Here is a 20257-nt window from a genome sequence, read left to right as displayed (position 1 = left end):
GGTAAAACCTCGTTTTATAGTGCATCAGCTATTAGTTTATTATTAAAAACTTCTACTAACCCCAAAATTGTTAGCTACGCCTTTGAAACTTGTATGCTATTGGTGTTATATGAGAATAAGACCTAATCATTACCTCGTAACAATTAGGTCAATTCTCATCACTATTGTGCTTTAAATCTTATTTTTGTTTGCAAACTTGGTTGCCTACGGTACAGCTTGTTTTGCAAGCGGATTGGCAAGAAGTTTGGCATTCGCCACAACCACCAGTTTTAGCAGTTTTCTGTAAAGATTCAGTGTTGATAGTACGAATACGTTTAGCCATTTGCTTCAACCTCCTAAAATTACTATTACCTGTTACTCATATTTTATCATAGTCAATTAGTAATGAGCAATAGGTTTGTAATGATAAATATCAATACCCGTCATGACATTGAGAAATGGCTACCTTTATTTTACGCCTAAGGCTTCACGAAGAACAGTTAGATTCTGTGTCATAATGGATAGATAAGTTTCCCCATTTTGCATTTGTGCTTCTGTCAAACCTTCCACAGGATTTAGCTTGTAAACCTTAGCGCCTGTTTCCGTCGCAATCGCATTCGCTAATTTAGGATTCACCAATTCTTCGCTAAAAATAGCTTTCACTTGATGGGCTTTTACGAAACTAATAATGGCTGCCATCCGTTCTGGCGTTGGCTCGGCATCAGGGGCAATGCCCATAATGCCGATTTGCGTAAATCCATATTGGTTAGCTAAATAGCCAAAGGCTTCATGAGTGACTACTAATTCTTTATTGCTTACTTGATCAGCAAAGGCTTTATACGCTGTATCTAACGCAGCTAACTTTTCTTTATACGCTTTACCATTAGCTTCATAATAGGCTTGGTTTGCTGGATCAGCTTCGCTAAACGCTTTAACTACTACATCCACTTCCTTAGCTACATTCATAGGATTTAACCAAATATGTGGATCTACACTGCCATGATGATGATCATGCTCCGCCTCTTCCTGTGCTTCGGTAGCAGGCTGAGGACTGTCCTTATGTTGATGATTATGGTGCGCTTCCCCTTCATGGTCATGATGAGCGGCTTCCCCTTCACTTGTTAATTCAGTGGTTGTAATGGGTAATACATCAACAGCACTGGCCAACTCAACCGTTTTAGCGTCTTTAATAATATCTGGTGTCAATAACTTCTCAGTAGGTTCCAAACCGGCGCCATTATAAATAAAAACCTTCGCTTTACCCACCGCTTTTAAATCTTTCACCGTAGGTTCCCAGTCATGTGGCTCTGTGCCTGGTGGTACTAGCATAGTGACCTGCACTTTGTCGCCCCCCACTTGCTTAGCTATATCATAGGCGGGGTACACAGTCGTAACTACCGCAAGCCCTTCACCAGTTGCCTCATTGGTATTAGAACCACAACCACCTAATAACAAAGTACTTACCAAAGCTCCTACCGCTAGTACACCGGTAAGACCTATTGAACGCCATTTTTTCATAGTATCATCCTTTCACAATCATCACAACTCAACTCACAGTAATAACATAACAACTTAACTCACTGTAATCACAATTCACAGTAATTACATTACAACACTTATACAAAACAACAATTGTTCATGTATCAATATATCCATTTAAAAAGCCCTGACAAATACGTCAGGGCTAGTCTTAGTATAGATTCTATTAAGATTTCTTAAGTTTAGCCCGCAACGCCATTACTACGGGAGTGCCTACTACAACAGCCGCCAATGCTTCTAGCGGTCCGTGGAAAATAGCTACACCAATAACAATGTTCGCTACATTTTGCACAGGAATTCCTTGTGCCATTGCATAAGGCTCAGCATAAATAATATAAATTAAACCCATTACTAAAATCGTATGTACCATGGTCCCTACAAAAAAGGCTGCCATAACACGCCAAAGAGCCTTTTTAAAAGGTAAATAGCGATACACTAAATAGCTAATAGGCCCTATTAACATGCGTGGTAACACAGATACAAGGGGATTTAAAAACGCAAAGGACATAATATTAGGCTGAATCATATTTTGTACCAAACTATAACAGCCAAATATAAAACCAATTACCATACCAATCTTCGGTCCTTCTAAGAGGGCACCAATTAAAGTGGGTATGTGCAGAATTGTAGCATTAATAGGTGGGATTGGGATGAACCCTAGCCCAGTCACGCCCAATACTACGGTCAAGGCTGATAACAAACCGATAATTGTTAATTGACGCAAACTAAAACGCTGTTTAGCATACGGATTCTTTATTGGCTTACTCCCTTTAGTTGCCTTGGCCGAAGCCTCTTTAGGCATTTCACCAGCAGTTACCTCTTTAGGCATTTCACTAGCAGCTACCTCTTTAGATGTTTCATCAGCAGTTACCTTTGACTCAGCTGTTTTATCTATATAATTTTCTTTATCTGTAATTGCCATGTACTTCCTCCGTTCTTATTTAGTAGCTCTTTTACTTTGCCACTTAACAATGCTATCTTCTAACCGCAAGCCTAATCCCACTGATAAAGCTAACACGATAAATTCAAGCACCCCTGGTGTAATATACACCAAAATATTGCCTTGGAATACAGGCATCAAGAAATATAGCAATTCCATAGCAAAATCAGGTTTCCAGCCATACATCAAATGGCCATTAATGGCCAACCAAGCAAGTGCCGTCAACATAATACGCCCTAAGCGCAATCCTTGCTTTTGCCCAAATTTTGGATGCAAATAAATAGCAATAACGGCCATAGTCCATATGACAAAACCATACAGCCAAAGCTGTAAAAAGGCAAACACTTGTGGACTAATTTGCGCTGCTAAAGCTGGATCTGGCACGTTTAAAAAGAGTACGTCCCCTAATAATAACATCGGCACCGGCAAGGAATAAATCGCCATATCTAAGGAATCATCTAACCAGCGATTAAACCGTGGGCGACTGAAAAACATGGTTAAAATAACATTAACAATCATCATAGCAAAGAGAGCCACTACAAATAAGACCACCCAAGTTAAAATAACTAAACTTGTATTATCCGCCGATACAGCAAAGGGCACAACGCTATCCCCTAAAAAGAAGAATGTTAAGCACCAAAGCCAACTATACGCATACAAACCACTGCGCCAAGGATAGGTTACTAAGCCTTCCAAACGATTGTGGCGACGCAGTACGGACGGTACTAACAAGGCTAACACTAAAAAGGCTACCATACCTAACGTGGCCCCTTGTGTAGCCAAGATAATCATAGAAATAGGCACTACGATGACGGCACACAAGATAAACATACGCAATAAATTTTTTATCATTTTGTTGAACTCCTACGAACTAAGTTATTGATAATATACCCTACCGTCAAAGACAAGGCCACTTGTATATACATGACAATAACAAAGGCCACATCACGTCCTACACTGGGCAACGCCCACAAGAAGGAAAAATCACCAACAAAGAAACTTTGATACGTCCCTAATTGTACTAACACCCAACCAAGGATATAACACAGCCGACCAATTCGTTTCTCACTAGGTCCAAAACCGCTTCGACTCGATGACAAATAAGCCAATGGTATTAATAAGGACAATACTAAATAACTAATTAAAGCTACCATAGCACTCGACCCATTATGAATTGTATAAGCACCTAACGGAACTAATATAATAAAAAAGCTCATATAAAAGGTACGCCCCAAAATATCAACGAGGACTTTCATGCCAAAACCTCCCAAATCATTAATTCAATAGTTTTATTCTACTATAGGCGCCCTGAAAACTCAACAAAAATAGCGGGCTTTCCTAAGAAAACCCGCCAATTTATTAACCCTTACGCTACTACTTGAGCATCTGCCTCAATAATAGCCTCATCGCTAGCCTCTTTGTTAGCTGGCAATAACGGCGTCATACTGCGCAAACCAATCCCCAACGTAAACATATTATGCATCCAAGCTGTTGTACTAGGTGTTAATACTTGGAATAAGCCTAAACCAACTAATGCACCATTAACGCCAACAATGGAATTGTAATTAAATTGAATGCGATCCATCAAACGCATCGCAATGCGACGTAAATCTACAATACTACTTAAATTGTCAGAAGAAACTGTCACATTAGCAATTTTTTGAGCAATCGGAGCCCCTTCATTCATAGCAATCCCTACATGAGCCTCTGATAAAGCTGGCGAATCATTAATGCCATCACCAATCATCATGACTGTATAGCCTTCTTCTTTCGCCTGTTTCACATAGGCTGCTTTATCGCCTGGCAATACTTCCGCATGCACTTCATCAATGCCAATTTCACGAGCTACTCGTTCTGCATTGCGTTGACTATCCCCTGTCATCATAACAACTTTTTTAATACCCAAGTCGTGTAAGTCTTGAATCACTTGTTTTGCTTCTTCACGAATTGGATCTTTGATTAAAAGTACAGCTGCTAAGCGACCACTAATAGCTAAATACAAATGAGAGAAACCGCTTGGTAAATTATCAAATTTATCCTGTTCACCGTCTGGAATGACTGTTTTTTCATCGTCAAAGATGAAATGAGCACTGCCAATACGGCATTTGCGATTTCCTACTTTAGAAGCAATCCCATGAGCTACAATATATTCTACTTTGGAAGAATGTTTTTCCTTATGTGGTAAATTATGTTGTTCCGCTGCATTAACGACTGCTTTCGCCATAGAATGTGGGAAATGTTCTTCCAAACAAGCAGCCAACATTAGCATATCATCGGGATCATTGCCATCAAAAGTAATAATGTCTTCAAATACAGGTTCTGCTTTAGTCAAAGTGCCAGTTTTATCAAATACGATAACATCAGCAGCTGCAATTTGTTCTAAATATTTACCACCTTTTACCGTAATACCACGTTTGGAGGCTTCTTCCATAGCAGACAAGACAGCTAATGGAATACTTAATTTTAAAGCACAGGAGAAATCTACCATTAAGAACGATAAGGCTTTCATCGTATTGCGCGTTAATAAGTATGTCAAAATAGTGCCAGCAAAGCTAATAGGTACTAACTTATCAGCCATGTGGAACGCTTTTTGTTCCATACCAGATTTCATCTGTTCCGACTCTTCAATAAGCGCTACGATTTGTTCATAACGCGAGGATTTAGAATTGCCTCGTACTTCAATGATGCAAGACCCTTCTTCGACAACGGTACCTGCATATACAGAGCATCCTTCATCACGACGTACTGGTTCTGGTTCGCCAGTCATAGAACTTTCGTTAACAAGTACAACCCCTTCAAGTACTACGCCATCCAATGGCACTACCTCACCTTGGCGAAGCACTACTTGGTCGCCTTCTACTACGTCTGCTACAGGACGACTTACTTCCACGCCATCAACTTTTACCCATACCTTATCTACGTTTAAGGACATGCTTTCAGCCAAATTGAGCACCGATTTACGCAACGTCCATTCTTCTAACGTTTCACCAATGCCGAGTAGATATATAATCGCCCCAGCTGTTGAAACGTCACCACGTAATAAAGATACAGTAATCGCTACACCATCTAATACTTCTACGGTCAATTTACGATGCCATAGCATAGTCACTGCTGTTTTAGCAAACTTCAAAGCATTAAACCAAGACCAAACCATATTGATTGGTGCTGGTAAGAGCAATTTCTTACCTAAGTAAACGAGTGTCTGACTAATCATAGACTCTTTATACTTTTTATTAACCAATCGCGGGGAGTATTCAGTCAATGCGGGTGCCTTCGTAAAATCTAATTCATTAAGAGCTACCAAGGCATCACGCACTGCGATTTCATCGCCCGTATGTTGAATGATTAAGTCCCGTGAACGAGTAAAGAATTGCGCTTTTTTAATAGCAGGATTCTGCATTAAGGTACTTTCTACATAAGCAGCTTCTGCCTCATCAAACAAGCGTCCGGTGCATCTAACATGAAGACGTTTCGATAATCGTTGAATAACCGAAAACTTCAACATATTAATTATTCACCCTTTTCTTCTTCAAATAAAGCTTCTTCTTTGCGACGATTTTCGTTAATTTCTTGAGCGTCTGCTAAGATGCTACCGCTAGAAGCTTGAACTTTTTCAGCTGTTTGCATAACGCTTTCTTTAGCGCGAAGACCAGCCGCTACTACATTAGCATATACTTTTTTAGCATCTTTGCTAGTTAACATTTTAAGGCCTACTGTACCAAGAGCTAAACCAGCTGCGAATAAATTAGCATTTTTTACTTTGTTTTTGTCTACGTTAAACATATCAATCTCACCTTTCATCTACATTACAATACGAGTGACCCATTAAACCATGAAATCATGAATAAAAAATGTATTAACACCTACTACTTTATAAAAATAGCCAAGGCCCACCTCACTGAACCTTGGCTACTTTTGCCGTAAATCTATCGAATACCCTGTATTCGCCAGTACTTACTGTTATATCCTATTTATTTGCTGCCCCCACAGCCACAACCGCAACCGGTAGAAGATACATGATTCTTTTTACCTTTGCCGCTGCCACCGCAACCACAACTACATCCGCCTTTACCAGACATAGTTTTATAGGCTTTACGAACAACAAATAATACAGCGATTAATCCGATAAGATAAACTATTAGGTTCTCCATTATCATACACCATCTTTCTCATTTTATCAATACCTTTTTGAAAATATTTCAAGAAAACACTGATTAGCGCTATATTCTCAATGAGTATCAGTAGTCAATTCTCATTTAGCAACGAATGGAAACAAGCTAATAACTTAACGAAAAAACGCTATGCACTTTCAAATTCATTAAATTTATAAGTGCTTTTTAAATCAATGGAATCCTAGTAAATGGCCACCATTATATACAATGAAAGCCGCTACCCATGCAAGTGCTGTGGAGTAAACCATGAAGAAGCCTAACCAGCCCCAGCCACCTGCTTCACGTTTAAATACAGCCATAGCTGCAAAACATGGTGGATAAATAAGAACAAACATCATTAAACCAACTGCTACCAGTGGTGTGAAGGAAGGATCCGTACGCAAGTATTCTTGCAATGGTTTTTCATTATCTTCATCAGCACCTACAGCATAAATAGTACCCAAGGTACTTACCATAACTTCCTTAGCTGCTAAGGCTGTTACTAAGGATACGCTCATCTTCCAGTCGAAGCCTAATGGACGCATTACTGGTTCAATAAATTTACCAATGGTAGCTACATAAGAGCCTTCTAATTTTTCAGACGCTTCTTTTTGATCAAGTTCACCAAGTGCTTCCTCTTTATCTTGGTTATTTAAGTAAATAGCCCAAGCTACTGGGAATTCCTTAGCATTAGCTACTTGAAGGTCATTGAAGTAATCAGGTACTTCTGGAGCTGCTTCTTCTGCTGGCGCTGTTGTTTCAGCGGCTTGACCATTAAGCCCTTCATCGCCAATTTCCTCTTCTTCTTCACCAGCTTCTTCAGCAGCTGCATCTTGTTCTTCTTGAATGGTTGCCATTTGATCAACTAACGCCATAATAGGTTCTTTCTGATCGTCAGTGGTGATACCAAATTGTAATAAAGTCGCATCATCTTTAGCTTGATACTCTTGTGTTACTTGTTCACGCGCTGCATCGAAATCTTCGGAATATTGTACCTCTTGTGGATAAGAAGCTAAGAACCAAATCAATACAGATGCTGCTAAAATGAAGGTACCAGCCTTTTTAACATACAACCAAGCACGTTCCCACATATGCATTAATACACTTTTTACAGTTGGCATATGATATGGTGGTAATTCCATTACAAATGGTTCAGACTCACCAGGGAATAAGAATTTGCGGAATACTTTAGCCATAATAACCGCTAAAATAATACCGGCAAAATAAATAGCAAATAAAGCCGTACCACGCTGCGCTACTGGGAAGAACGCACCGATAAACAAGGTATATACCGGTAAACGGGCACTACAAGTCATAAACTGAGAAACTAGAATCGTAATCATGCGGTCACGATTATTATCTAGAATACGAGCCCCCATAATAGCTGGAATACTACAACCATAACCAATCAATAAAGGAATAAAGGATTTACCATGTAAACCACACGCTCTCATGATACGGTCCATTACGAAAGCTGCACGAGCCATATAACCAGTATCTTCTAAGAACGCAATACCTAAGAATAATAACACGATAAGTGGTACGAAGCTTAATACCGCACCAACACCGGCAATAATACCATCTACAACTAAGGATTGTAATTGGCCATCAGGAATCACTGTTGTGGCCCAATCACCAAGCGCCGTAAAGGCATCTTCAATCCAGCCTTGTGGATATGCGCCTACTTCATTTACGAAGTTAAATAATACCCACATAACAATCATAAAGATTGGCAAACCTAACACACGATGTGTCAAAATCTTGTCTAAACGATACGATTTTGTTTCGATTTCTTTAGGTGCCCCTTGTAAGCAATTATTGTAAGTAGCTACAGCAAAGCTATGACGGAATTCTTGGAAAATAATTTCAAGGTCAACTTTATCTTTTAATGTTTCACGCCATTGTTCTGCTTTAGCTAACGCCGCTTCCGTGTGATCAAAGGCTTTTACTTTTTTCACCACATCCGCATCAGCTTCTAACAATTTGATGGCCACCCAACGCAATGGATACGAAATAGTACCTGCTTTTTCTAGTTCAGCCATTACTTCATCAATAGCTGGTTCTAAGGTAGGACCGTAATCGATCGTTGCACTTGGCTTTTTAGCTTCTTTAGCTACATCAATAACTGCCTGCAATAATTCTTTAGTCCCCACATTATCGCGACCTACAGTCTCAACAATAGTGGCCCCTGTTAATTCGCTAAGTTTTTTAATATCAATATTAACGCCCATATCTTTAGCCACATCAGACATATTAAGAGCCATAACTAATGGTCGTTCTAACTCTAATAATTGAGCTGCTAAATATAAGTTACGTTCCAAGTTAGAAGCATCGATAACGTTTACCAATACATCTGGTTCATCGTTGATAATAACATTACGTGCTACTAATTCATCTAAGGAGCGCGCTGTTAAACTATATGTACCAGGCAAGTCAATAAAGAGCAAATCTTTACCACTATAAGTACATTCCCCTTCTTTCTTTTCCACGGTTACACCGGGATAGTTACCTACGTGCTGCTTAGCACCGGTAATATTGTTAAAAATTGTCGTTTTACCACAATTCGGATTCCCCGCTAATGCAATGCGGATGGACGTGGTATTTTGGTCACTCATCCTAGGCCTCCTGACTTACTTCAATGTCAATAGTTTCTGCTTCGCTAACACGTAAGGCTAAATCAAAGTTTTTCACTTTAATTTCAATTGGGTCACCTAAAGGTGCGAATTTCATAACTCGCACAAAAGTCCCTGGTACTAACCCCATGTCAACAAGACGATGTTTGATGTTACCAGAACCTCGCAATTGTTTAATTGTACCGGACTCACCTGGTTTCATCGACGCCAACGATTTGATCACAGTCCTACACCTCCTTGTGGCAGAACAAAACAATCTTATTCTATAAATAATGTTTGTTTAAAAAATCCGCCAATACTGATAAAAAATTACAATTAAATTATAACACAGTGGAGGATAATTTCAATAATGATTTGCAATATCGAAACATGTCAAAGCGTATAGATTTTTTTCAATTTTCATTATCACAAGCTATTTAACTCTATACATTGTAGTTACTAGCATTCCCCTCTTATCATTCTCATTTGATATATCTTCTCTTTTAATACCAAATATATTAAATTTACTACTCTTATCAAAGGATTATCAATTAAATAATAATTCTCAATGTATTATTAGTATATATTTTTAGCAAACAGACTATGTATATGAGTAAAAATTCATAAATTACTTCGTAGTAAAAATTGATAAATTACTTCGTAGTAAAAGGCACTCATATAACAAGCGATAGAACTTATGTTATAATAAATATATAATTTCGCTAGCTAATACTTTAAAAGATTCTCTATTACATATAAAAGGAGTTAATTCATGAAATCATTTCAGACCTTAGGTGTCGTACCTGAGCTAATAGATGCCTTAGCCAAACAAGGTATTAAAGAACCTACCCCGATTCAAGAGCAAGCCATTCCCCCTGCCTTCAAAGGCCATGATTTAATCGCCATGGCACAAACCGGTACAGGCAAAACCTTAGCCTTTCTATTACCGGTACTACAACGAATTCACGTTGATGTATTTCAAGAACAGGCTCTTATTATTGCTCCGACTCGGGAATTAGTAAAACAAATCGCCGAAGAAGCTAAACACATTGGCGATGTTCTCGGTGTAGATGTATTGCCTCTTATTGGAGGCCGTACCATTGAAGGCCAGTTGCAACAATTAGGCCGTCGTCCTCATGTTATTATTGGAACGCCTGGTCGTCTACTTGATCATGCTACACGGGGTTCGCTTGTGTTAGACACCGTACGACGTATCGTATTAGATGAAGCCGATCAAATGCTTCATATGGGCTTTTTACCAGATGTGGAGTCACTCATTGAACGCACCAATGCGAATCGTCAGTTATTGCTCTTCTCCGCCACAGTGCCTGATCGTATCCGCAGTCTTGCCAAAGCGTACATGAAAAAACCTATGTCCGTAACCGTAAAAGGCAATAATGTCACCTTAGATACTATCGAACAACGAGTTATTATGGTGAAACCAGAAGAAAAATTAGAACGACTTATGGATCAAATTAAAGAGGACAATCCCTATTTAGCCATTGTATTCTGTAACAAAAAAGAAGGAGCCATTCGTCTTTCTTATGAATTAACTGCTGCTGGCTTTAATATCGGCGAACTGCATGGTGATTTGACTCAAGGACGTCGTACTCAAATTTTACGTGACTTTGCTCGTGCCCGTACACAAATCTTAGTGGCTACTGATATTGCCGCTCGCGGTATTGATATTGAAGGCATCAGTCACGTGTATAATTTTGATGTACCTCATGATGTAGATTATTATATTCACCGCATTGGCCGTACTGGCCGTGCTGGCACTAGTGGCATTGCTATTACCTATGCTACCCAAGCTGATGAACCTTGGCTTCGTCGTATTGAACGAGCTATTGAAGCAACCTTAACTAAATATACAACGGATGGTCAGGTTAAAACTAAAGGCCGTGCGCAAGCCCCTAAAAAAGAAACAAACAGTAAGAAACCTGCTATAAAATCGAATTACCAAGCAACTAAAGCGAAACGCCATAAAGCAACGGGACACAAAGGGGCGAATACAAGACGTCGCCGCTCACGTTAACTGACGATTCGACTATTGTAAAAGGTAAATTCTCGTATTACCTTAATATCTAATATTAATAATCACTTTTATATTTATAGTTATTTAAACCAACAAAGGGTATTCCATCTCTTACAAACCCCTAGAGTTCTAACGAACAATGGGGTTCTTAAAGAGATGGAATACCCTTTTATACATTTTCTAACTTATTCAATTATAAAAGTGATTATAATTAGCCAATGCTTAAACGAGAATTTACCTTTTACTATAATTAGCCAATAAATCCTTTTAGCGTGAGCGGACGACGTCTTTTCAAAAAGAGGGAAAAAGCTAGTAAATCTTTCTACTGAATCGGATAAAAAGCCTATGTAGCCCTGTAAGAAGCCATTGTTCAAATTCCCCTCTGGAAAAATCTATTAAATTTATCTGCGATATAGGAAAACAGCCAATCATATCTGCAAGAAAACCATTGTTCGTAAGAACTCGGGTTTTCGGTAGATATGATTGGCTGTTTATACATCACGTAGAAAATTTAATAGGTTTTCCCTCTACGTCCGCCACGATTGTTCTACACTGTGGCTGGTTTGAGCAGGTCCAATTAATCCGTCCATTACGTGTAATTGGCACTAAATAACCTGCGCCACATCGAGGACATTTATATTGCAAAGTCCCCTTGGCCTCGCCTTCTTTTAAGGCTGCTGCCACTTGCGGGTCAATTGCATTATCCCCTCCATAGGCACCGGTAGCTTCCCCCATTTGAGGTCCCCGACTGGCTCCGCTTACAGGTTGTGTATGTCGACATTTTGGAAAGGCCGTGCAACCATAAAATTCGCCAAATTTACCATTTCTAAGTTGTAATTTCCCTTGGCCACAAGCTGGGCAATCTGCCAATTGACTAAGCTCTGCTTCACTCAAAGGTTGACGATTGCTACTATTGAGGCTACTATGTGAAGCCCCTTCACCGTTTAATGGGGCTTGTCGTTTCACCGTACGTACCGTACTGGCAATATTAAAACCATCTGTATCTAAACCATCCATGGTCAAGCCACTATTAGCTTTTTCAATCAATCGCTTCAAGAAAGCCACTTGATCGATTAAAAACGAATCTAACGAATCTTCCCCTTCGCTCATAGCTGCCAACCGTTCTTCCCATAAGGCTGTTTCATCAGGATAGAGCATTTCTTCTGGCAACGCATCCACCAGTAAATAACCTAAATCCGTAGGTTGAATGACTTTCTTTTTCCCTTTAACAGACATAAACTTACGGTTAATCAGTTCGTCAATTATTGTAGCCCGTGTAGCTTCCGTGCCAATGCCCGATACGGCTTTTAACTGCTTCTTCAAATCCTCATTTTTCACATATTTATGAATCTCTTTCATAGCCTGCAATAAAGTGGCGGCGGTGAAACGACTTGGTGGTTTTGTCTGCTTAGGATCAATGGCGTAATTATCCATCACTACGGAATCACCTTTTTTTACATTAGGAAGCTCGCCACTTTCTTCAATGGCCGGTCGCTTCTTGCCATCTTTTGACGTTTCATTACTATCATCGCTAGTTTCATCATCACTGTCGTCAGTTTCATTAGTAACGCCCGTTTTTTTAGGTTTCTGAAATAAAGCTTTCCAACCTAATACCGTAATAACTCGGCCATGAGCTACAAATTGCTCCCCTTCTTGTGCTACTGTAAGTCGAGTTTGCTCGTATTCATGTTCAGGGTAAAACTGTGCCATATAAGCCTGCGCAATGAGGAAATAAATATTCCGCTCCATTTCTGGCAATGTCGCCATATTACAAGCTACGGTAGTCGGAATAATGGCATGGTGGGCCGTAATCTTCTTATCATTCCAGGCCCGCGATTTTATAGATGAATCAGCCCCCTTAGCCCATTCACCAATAATGCCACTATTTTTACTTAAATTCGCCAAAATAGTGGTTCGATCACCATACTGATTATTTGGCAAATAGTCACAATCCGAACGGGGATATGTCGTTAACTTCTTCTCATAAAGTTTTTGCGCCGTATCCAATACTTGCTGTGGATCATAACCGTATGCTTTACCAGCCGCTACTTGCAAAGCGGATAAGGATACAGGTAGTTTCTGCGGTTCCTTCTTTTTACTCTTTTCACGCTTCTCAATACGGCCTGTTTTGCTATCCACTAAACGTTTAGCTAATTCCTCCGCAATGGCTTTATTCAATAAACGGCCTTCTGGGTCTAACCCTTCTTGTTCATCCTTTGGTTGCCAAGTAGCCCAAAAACTACCATTGGCATGCTCATAAAGTACCTTTAACGTGAAATAATCCACCGGCACAAAGTTTTCTAATTCTCGTTCACGACGAACTACTAAGGCCAAGGTTGGCGTTTTAACACGGCCAATAGGAAAGGTCACTTTATTGCCTTGACGGCGTTGTTGCAATGTATAGGCACGTGACAAATTCATCCCCACTAACCAATCGGCACGCGCTCTAGCTAACGCTGATTGTTGTAAATTATAAAAATCTTTATTATCTCGTAAATCCGCTAACGCTGAACGAATTGATTTCTCATCAAGAGCGTTAAGCAAAATGCGTTTTACAGGTTTTTGATTATTAACGAACAATAAAATTTCATCAATTAGTAATTGCCCTTCTCGGTCCGGGTCACCAGCATTAACAATTTCATCGGCTTCTTCAATTAACTTCTTAATAGTATAAAACTGTTTTTCACTACTCTTCGTAATTAATAAACGCCATTCCTCAGGTACAATTGGTAAATCAGCTGCATTCCAGCGCTTATAGCGTTCATTATAATCGCCTGGTTCAGCTTGCTCCAATACATGACCGAAGGCCCACGTCACCACATCATCGCCTTGTACAATAAAGCCATCACGTTTCTGTACGCGACTTTGTTCTGGCAAATATTTACTTATTTCTCGCCCCATGCTAGGCTTTTCAGCAATAAATAATCTCATAGGCCCTCCTTTATCTGTTCTATTATACACTATCTTGTCATTTCATAAAAGGAAGTGACTCACCCTACTAGAACTAATCCCTACCAATGGTGTGAATGCACCTTACTGGTATGACTTACTGATATGCTTTACTGGTATGAATCTATTCATTATATTTTAACAGGATTTACCACTTCCTTAATGACAACCAAGCGCATTGTAGTATATAATTTTAAGGATAGATAATTTGTATGAGGTGACAACATGACATTCTTAGAAGAAGTTAAACGTCGGCGTACGTTTGCGATTATTTCGCATCCTGATGCTGGTAAAACTACATTAACTGAAAAATTACTCCTTTACGGTGGTGCTATTCACTTAGCAGGCTCCGTAAAGTCTCGTAAAACACAAAAATATGCTGTATCTGACTGGATGGAAATTGAAAAACAACGTGGTATCTCCGTTACGAGCTCCGTGCTTCAATTTGACTACGACGGTTGCCGTGTAAATATTCTAGATACCCCTGGTCACCAAGATTTCTCCGAAGATACCTATCGTACCCTAATGGCCGCTGACAGTGCTGTCATGCTGATTGACGTAGCTAAAGGTGTGGAAGCGCAGACTAAAAAACTCTTTGCTGTATGTAAAGAACGCGGTATTCCTATTTTCACCTTCGTCAACAAAATTGACCATTTTGGTCGCAATCCCTTTGACTTAATGGAAGAAATTGAAAACTCCCTAGGCATTCGTGCAGTGCCTATGAATTGGCCTGTAGGGATTAATGGTGAATATCAAGGGATTTACGACCGTGAAACGCACACAGTTGACTTATTCGCCAAAGATGAAACCCACGGCCAACAAAAATTAGCATCCACAAAAGAGTCTGTAGACGATCCAGCTTTCCGTGAACTCTTAGGCGAAGAAGTCCATCAATCTCTTATTGATGATATTGAACTACTCGATGTAGCTGGTGATGAATTTGACTTTGACCGTGTACGTGCTGGTGAATTAACGCCTATGTTCTTTGGTTCTGCTATGACTAACTTCGGGGTAAAACCATTCTTAGAAAAATTCCTCGATTTAGCACCATCCCCTGCACCACGACAAGCTTTAGAAGAAACTGTAGAAGCCTCTTCGGAAGACTTCTCTGCTTTCGTTTTCAAAATTCAAGCAAACATGAACCCTAATCATCATGACCGCATTGTATTTATGCGTATTTGCTCTGGTAAGTTTGAAAAGGGCATGTCTGTACTTCATCGTCAATCAGGTAAAACGATCCGTTTAGCTCAGCCACAGCAATTCTTAGCTACTGAGCGTACTATTATTGACGAAGCCTATCCAGGCGATATTATTGGCGTTTTTGATGCAGGTACTATGGGCGTTGGCGACACGCTCTGCGCCGCTAATCACAAAGTAACCTTTGGTGACTTCCCTGTATTCCCGCCAGAGTTTTTTGCTCGTGTGAGTCCAAAAGACACTATGAAACGCAAACAATTCCAAAAAGGTATGACCCAACTAGCCCAAGAAGGGGCTGTCCAAATTTTTGAACAACCTCATTCCCTAGATTCTTTCATCGTTGGCGCTGTTGGTATGCTTCAATTTGAAGTACTGCAATACCGTTTACGTAATGAATACGGCGTAGAACCTATTACTGACTCCTTGCCTTATAGCGTAGCACGCTGGGTAAAAGGTAATGTTGATATTAAACAGCTCAAAGGGCTAGATAATGCTATGGCCGTTAAAGATAACCGTGGTCGCACCGTTATTTTAATTAGTAACGAATGGCAAATGGGGTGGGTAGTAGAACGCAATCCTGAAGTAACATTCCTTGAAACGCCACCGCTCAATGAGCATCTATAATTCGTATTATTATACTAAATCACAATATAAAATATGGATATTTTGATTTAATAAAAAACTATAATAAAGAACCTATCTGATTCGCCAACCTGCTGCATGTAGCCAAAGGTATTGTTCCAACAGATAGGTTCTTTTATTATTTTCTTCCCCTATTTTAAAATTCTCCTAGTAAAGCATAATGTATATACAAAGAGGCTCTCCCCATGACAGCAGGCATCGCTCGTAAGAGCACCGTTTTTGGTCATGAGTAGAGCCTTTTTGTATACTTCATAATTATTAAGTCTTAAAATAACGGAACAAGCGTCGCCAACGTAGGTTGATTGTGGTCACGCAAAAAATCTCGGAGCGCCCAAAGCCCCCCTATTATTTCCACATAATGCAATCTTAATTTCATACTCATCAGCGGATTATCCCCTTCAAACACAGGAACTCGATCTAAATTAAAATCATTTTCCCCTTTATTAACATTGCCTGTATCTACAGTAAACGCTAAGCGATAGCCAGTCTCTTTCGCTAAATTATCCACTTCAGCATTAGTAAATCCACAAGGATAGGCAATATATTCAACAGGATGTCCTAATACAGCTTCTAAAATCTGTTTAGACTTGTTAAACTCCGTTGCTACTGCGGGAGCACCTAATGTACGCAAATCTTTATGCGTATAGGTATGTGATTCCACATTAAACGTATGACTCGCTTCCATAGCACGCAATTGCTGTGCATTTAAAAAGCCAGGCGCACCAATAGAATCACCAATCATAAATAAAGTAGCATTCATCCCATATTTCTGCAAAATAGGCATAGCCTCTTCATAATTATCTACATAACCATCATCAAAGGTAATAACTACCGGCTTATCCGGTAAAGGTCCATTATACTGTAAATAATTATAAAGTTGATTTAAGGTAATTGTATGATACCCTTGCTCATGCAAATACGACATTTGTGCTTCAAAATCAGCCGTTTTCATCGTTAGCGGTGAAAATTTTACATCATTCACTTGATGATAATTTAAAACGGGAACACCTCGCAAAGAGTACACTGGTGCCGTAACATAAAAAACACCTATAATAAAAGCGATGCTAACAACAAATATAGCGATTCCCTTTAGAACTTTCTGTAGCATTTTACCCTTCCTTATGCTTCAAATAGTGCATGCCAAGCATTAGCTAAACGGGCAAAATCTTCAAGTGTAAATGTTTCACCACGCAAATTCCCATCAATCTGAGCTTTTTCTAAAATAGCACTAATCTGTTCTTTCGTAAGGCCTGTCGTTTTCATAGTATTGCTAAAAGTCTTACGACGCTGTGCAAAGGCAGCTTTAATAACACGGAATAATAATCGTTCATCAGCCACTTGGACAGGTGGTTCTTTACGCAAACGACAACGAATCACCGCACTCGTCACTTCTGGTGGCGGTAAAAATGACTTAGGTGATACCTCAAACACTATGTCGGGCTCCGTATAATATTGCACGGCTACCGACAAAGCACCATACGCTTTAGAGCCAGGCGTTGCCACCATCCGTTCGGCCACTTCTTTTTGTACCATTACCACAAGACGTTCAATAGGCAATTTCATTTCCAATAAGGACATAATAATGGGTGTAGTAATATAATATGGCAAATTAGCTACTACTTTAAATGGTTTATGATTCATTAGTTCAGGAATATTAACTTTTAAAATATCCCCATGAATAATACGCACATTATCATAACCAGCCAACGTTGTATCCAACACTTCTAACAAACGACGATCTAGCTCAACGGCCGTAACATCTGCCTTACTCTGCGCTAGTCCTTGTGTTAAGGTACCAATTCCAGGACCGATTTCAAGTACGGGCTCTCCAGGAATTAATTGTGCTGCCTTTACAATATCATCGACAACATGACGGGAGATCAAAAAGTTTTGTCCTAACTTTTTACTCATATGAATGCCAAAGCGCTTACATATATAATGTACAACCTCAGGACTTGCAATAATCGATTCTAACATATAGTTCCTTTCAAAACATAAGTAGGCCCTTAGCCAATCATAATATCACGCATAGCTTCATTAAAATCCTCACGAGTTACCCCATAGTGATTGAGCCGATATAGAAATTGTTTACTATTTCCATAACCAATGCCTAATTTAGCCCCAGCAATAGCTCGGTTATCAGCACTTCTTGGGAACCCCGTCAAATTATGAGCGACCATATCTTGCATGGTGAATTCATCAGAAGATTCTAATGAATGAGTATGTAAATGACCCAGTGCTTCACGAATTGCCTCCGGTGAAGCTTGTTCAATACCAATATCATCATTAGCTGTTGCTAAATCACGGGAAACAAAAGCATGTTGTGCCTGTGGGAACTTCTTACCTAAAAATCGGCGAATCCGTTCCCCTGCTGTATCAGGATCTGTAAAAATAATAATACCTCGTTTGTCGTAGGCTACTTGAATCTGGTCTAATACGCCTTTACGTAAGGTAAACCCTTCCGTCGCAATACAATCAGCTTCGATAGCTTTGGCAATTTGTTGAATGTCTGACTTACCTTCTACTACAATGACTTCTTTTAACATAAGTATGTCCTTTCCACAATAGCCTAATACTACACTTTAATTTTAATAGCGTTTCATACTACCTGAACCTACTATTTTAGCTACTTAATTTTACCAAATTCTGAGAAAATAATAAAGAAGCGGTCACAAAACTGTGAACCGCTTCTTACGATGCGTTTACGACTATACGTTTCTTTTACTTAGTTACTTATTGTAACACATAGACTTCTACAGATTGACGGCCAAATTCCATGGCTTCACCATACGAATCCATCAGTAAATCAATACGATGACCTCGAATAGCGCCCCCTGTATCTGCGGCTATGGCCATGCCATAACCAGGAATGTATAAGCGTGTTCCCAATGGAATTACATTAGAATCTACCGCTACTACGCCTCGTCTTGCTACCATACCGGTAGCTGTGATGCCTCGACCATCACCATCACCAGGTAAATACGCACTCGCTTCCATTGTAAGCACCTCGCGATAACGTAATACACCACGTGATGTTTCAACTACATCACGGGACCCTTCTTTGATGATTGTCGGTACCATCTGTTTAATATCATTCTGACTAATAATTTGCTTTTTAATTTCCTTACCATCCTGGTACAAGATTTCTTCTTGAACGGAGACTAGACCAGCAGTCCCTTCTTGGACTACTTCCTGCTCGCCTACGTGCATAGTGTCATCTCGCTGACGAATCACCTGTACTTCTACAGGTTGTTCATACGTTTTAACAGAACGACTGGTTACGCGGGCAATAGCAACTTCACTACCAGCTTGTAAATGAGCTTTGCTATCTCCCAATGGTACGTAATTAGGTGCCTTATATCCCAACTCATCAGCTAAGCCTTGGGCTGTTGTTTGCACAGTCATCACTTCAGATGCTACGCCATCAACTGTTACTTTTACAGGAAACGCTCGTAATACTGTAAGTTCCGTACCGTTTTGTACAGTAGCTGTACTTAATAATACGGCATCTTTACTTCCTAGCGTAATCCCGGCATCATGTAAAATCCCATCCGCTGAGTTGAGGTGTGTCTTAACAATGCGCGTCTCTCCGTCAGCTGTAATAGTGACAGATTTCTCATTCCAAGCAAAGCCTGAAATAGTAATAAACACCATTGCTAAGAGTAACAGAACAAGACCTGTATGACGCTTCGCAAGAATCGTCATATTCTTCTTCTGCATTACTAGATATTTTGTCATCTAATCCCTCCTGCTCGCCTATTCTACCACAAAGAGATATTCAACGTCAATCATTTTGGAAGGGATAAGCAACAACCCTTGTATTCACGAGGTTCTCACATTTTATCAAATCTGCGACATGTTTTAGTTATGTCTTTTTACAGTGTACATAAAGAGTTATCACCACATATATTTATTTTTTTGCTAAATCAATCATTCATTTTTTATTCAGTTTAGTAATAATAAATGATTCATACTAAAAAAATGGGCTTAAAATCCCTATACCATAAGGGGTATGAAGAACCTCTTAGTTTGAAATAAAAAAGGCACAGTTTTGATAAATTACACACTTTATCAAAATCATGCCTTTCTTGGGGTTAGAAAAATTATTTGTTTTTACTAAAATTTTACAAATTTATAAACAAATATACATTAAAGCAATTTAATGTATTTCGCTCTCATTCGTTAAACGATTCGTGTAAATATTTTCTTCTAA

17 protein-coding genes are annotated in these 20257 nt (G+C 39.5%); 2 read left to right on the top strand and 15 right to left on the bottom strand.

The features are described 5' to 3' along the window. Positions 1-178 precede the first annotated feature (178 nt). From scfA to VER_RS08385, 10 genes are all read right to left on the bottom strand, one after another. Positions 179-322, bottom strand: coding sequence for a six-cysteine ranthipeptide SCIFF (gene scfA, locus VER_RS08430; protein ID WP_004693318.1), 144 nt, complete (start codon positions 320-322; stop codon positions 179-181). 125 nt (positions 323-447) lie between these two features. Continuing rightward, entirely contained in the window at positions 448-1497 is a 1050-nt protein-coding gene (locus VER_RS08425; RefSeq protein ID WP_162100391.1) for a metal ABC transporter solute-binding protein, Zn/Mn family, read from the bottom strand. Between the two features lie 187 nt (positions 1498-1684). Continuing rightward, complete coding sequence (locus VER_RS08420) at positions 1685-2440, bottom strand: ECF transporter S component (RefSeq protein ID WP_238390193.1); 756 nt, start codon at positions 2438-2440, stop codon at positions 1685-1687. Positions 2441-2455: 15 nt separating this feature from the next. Continuing rightward, a complete protein-coding gene (locus tag VER_RS08415) occupies positions 2456-3310 on the bottom strand; it encodes a hypothetical protein (RefSeq protein ID WP_162100390.1) in 855 nt (284 codons plus the stop codon). After that, positions 3307-3714 carry a hypothetical protein gene (locus VER_RS08410; protein ID WP_162100389.1) on the bottom strand — a complete coding sequence of 136 codons (408 nt, stop codon included), beginning with the start codon at positions 3712-3714 and terminating at the stop codon, positions 3307-3309. Before VER_RS08410 ends, VER_RS08415 begins: the two co-directional genes overlap by 4 nt. A 110-nt stretch (positions 3715-3824) precedes the next feature. Beyond that, the gene (locus tag VER_RS08405) at positions 3825-5963 is read right to left on the bottom strand and encodes a heavy metal translocating P-type ATPase (protein WP_162100388.1); all 2139 of its coding nucleotides are present in this window, start codon (positions 5961-5963) and stop codon (positions 3825-3827) included. Between the two features lie 5 nt (positions 5964-5968). Then, complete coding sequence (locus tag VER_RS08400; protein ID WP_162100387.1) at positions 5969-6241, bottom strand: DUF6110 family protein; 273 nt, start codon at positions 6239-6241, stop codon at positions 5969-5971. 188 nt (positions 6242-6429) lie between these two features. Further along, positions 6430-6609, bottom strand: a complete 180-nt coding sequence (locus tag VER_RS08395) for a FeoB-associated Cys-rich membrane protein (protein WP_162100386.1) — start codon at positions 6607-6609, stop codon at positions 6430-6432. Between the two features lie 191 nt (positions 6610-6800). After that, on the bottom strand, positions 6801-9224 hold the full coding sequence (feoB, locus tag VER_RS08390) for a ferrous iron transport protein B (protein ID WP_162100385.1): 2424 nt from the start codon (positions 9222-9224) through the stop codon (positions 6801-6803). Position 9225: 1 nt separating this feature from the next. Further along, positions 9226-9444, bottom strand: coding sequence for a ferrous iron transport protein A (locus tag VER_RS08385; protein WP_162100399.1), 219 nt, complete (start codon positions 9442-9444; stop codon positions 9226-9228). A 549-nt stretch (positions 9445-9993) separates the two neighbouring features. Here VER_RS08385 and VER_RS08380 point away from each other — a divergent pair. Beyond that, on the top strand, positions 9994-11256 hold the full coding sequence (locus VER_RS08380; RefSeq protein ID WP_162100384.1) for a DEAD/DEAH box helicase: 1263 nt from the start codon (positions 9994-9996) through the stop codon (positions 11254-11256). 498 nt (positions 11257-11754) lie between these two features. Here the strand turns inward: VER_RS08380 and VER_RS08375 are convergent, their stop codons facing one another. Further along, positions 11755-14187 (bottom strand): DNA topoisomerase 3, encoded by a 2433-nt coding sequence (locus VER_RS08375; protein WP_162100383.1) that lies wholly within the window; start codon positions 14185-14187, stop codon positions 11755-11757. Between the two features lie 243 nt (positions 14188-14430). On the opposite strand from VER_RS08375, the gene VER_RS08370 reads away from it, so the two are divergent. Then, positions 14431-16026: a peptide chain release factor 3 gene (locus VER_RS08370; RefSeq protein ID WP_162100382.1), complete on the top strand. Its 1596-nt coding sequence runs from the start codon at positions 14431-14433 to the stop codon at positions 16024-16026. A 283-nt stretch (positions 16027-16309) separates the two neighbouring features. On the opposite strand, the gene VER_RS08365 is transcribed toward VER_RS08370, so the two are convergent. The 4 genes from VER_RS08365 to VER_RS08350 form a co-directional block, all read right to left on the bottom strand. Next, positions 16310-17152 (bottom strand): polysaccharide deacetylase family protein, encoded by an 843-nt coding sequence (locus VER_RS08365; protein WP_162100381.1) that lies wholly within the window; start codon positions 17150-17152, stop codon positions 16310-16312. A gap of 11 nt (positions 17153-17163) precedes the next feature. After that, entirely contained in the window at positions 17164-18021 is an 858-nt protein-coding gene (gene rsmA / locus VER_RS08360; RefSeq protein ID WP_162100380.1) for a 16S rRNA (adenine(1518)-N(6)/adenine(1519)-N(6))-dimethyltransferase RsmA, read from the bottom strand. Between the two features lie 29 nt (positions 18022-18050). Continuing rightward, on the bottom strand, positions 18051-18590 hold the full coding sequence (gene rnmV, locus VER_RS08355) for a ribonuclease M5 (RefSeq protein WP_162100379.1): 540 nt from the start codon (positions 18588-18590) through the stop codon (positions 18051-18053). Positions 18591-18777: 187 nt separating this feature from the next. Next, positions 18778-19782 (bottom strand): 3D domain-containing protein, encoded by a 1005-nt coding sequence (locus tag VER_RS08350; RefSeq protein WP_162100378.1) that lies wholly within the window; start codon positions 19780-19782, stop codon positions 18778-18780. Between the last annotated feature and the right edge of the window lie 475 nt (positions 19783-20257).

It is taken from the genome of Veillonella sp. R32, from assembly GCF_010093125.1.
Taxonomy (GTDB): Bacteria; Bacillota; Negativicutes; order Veillonellales; family Veillonellaceae; genus Veillonella_A.
The sequence above is the reverse complement of the archived record's forward strand: the minus strand, read 5'-3'. Positions and strand labels throughout refer to the sequence as shown.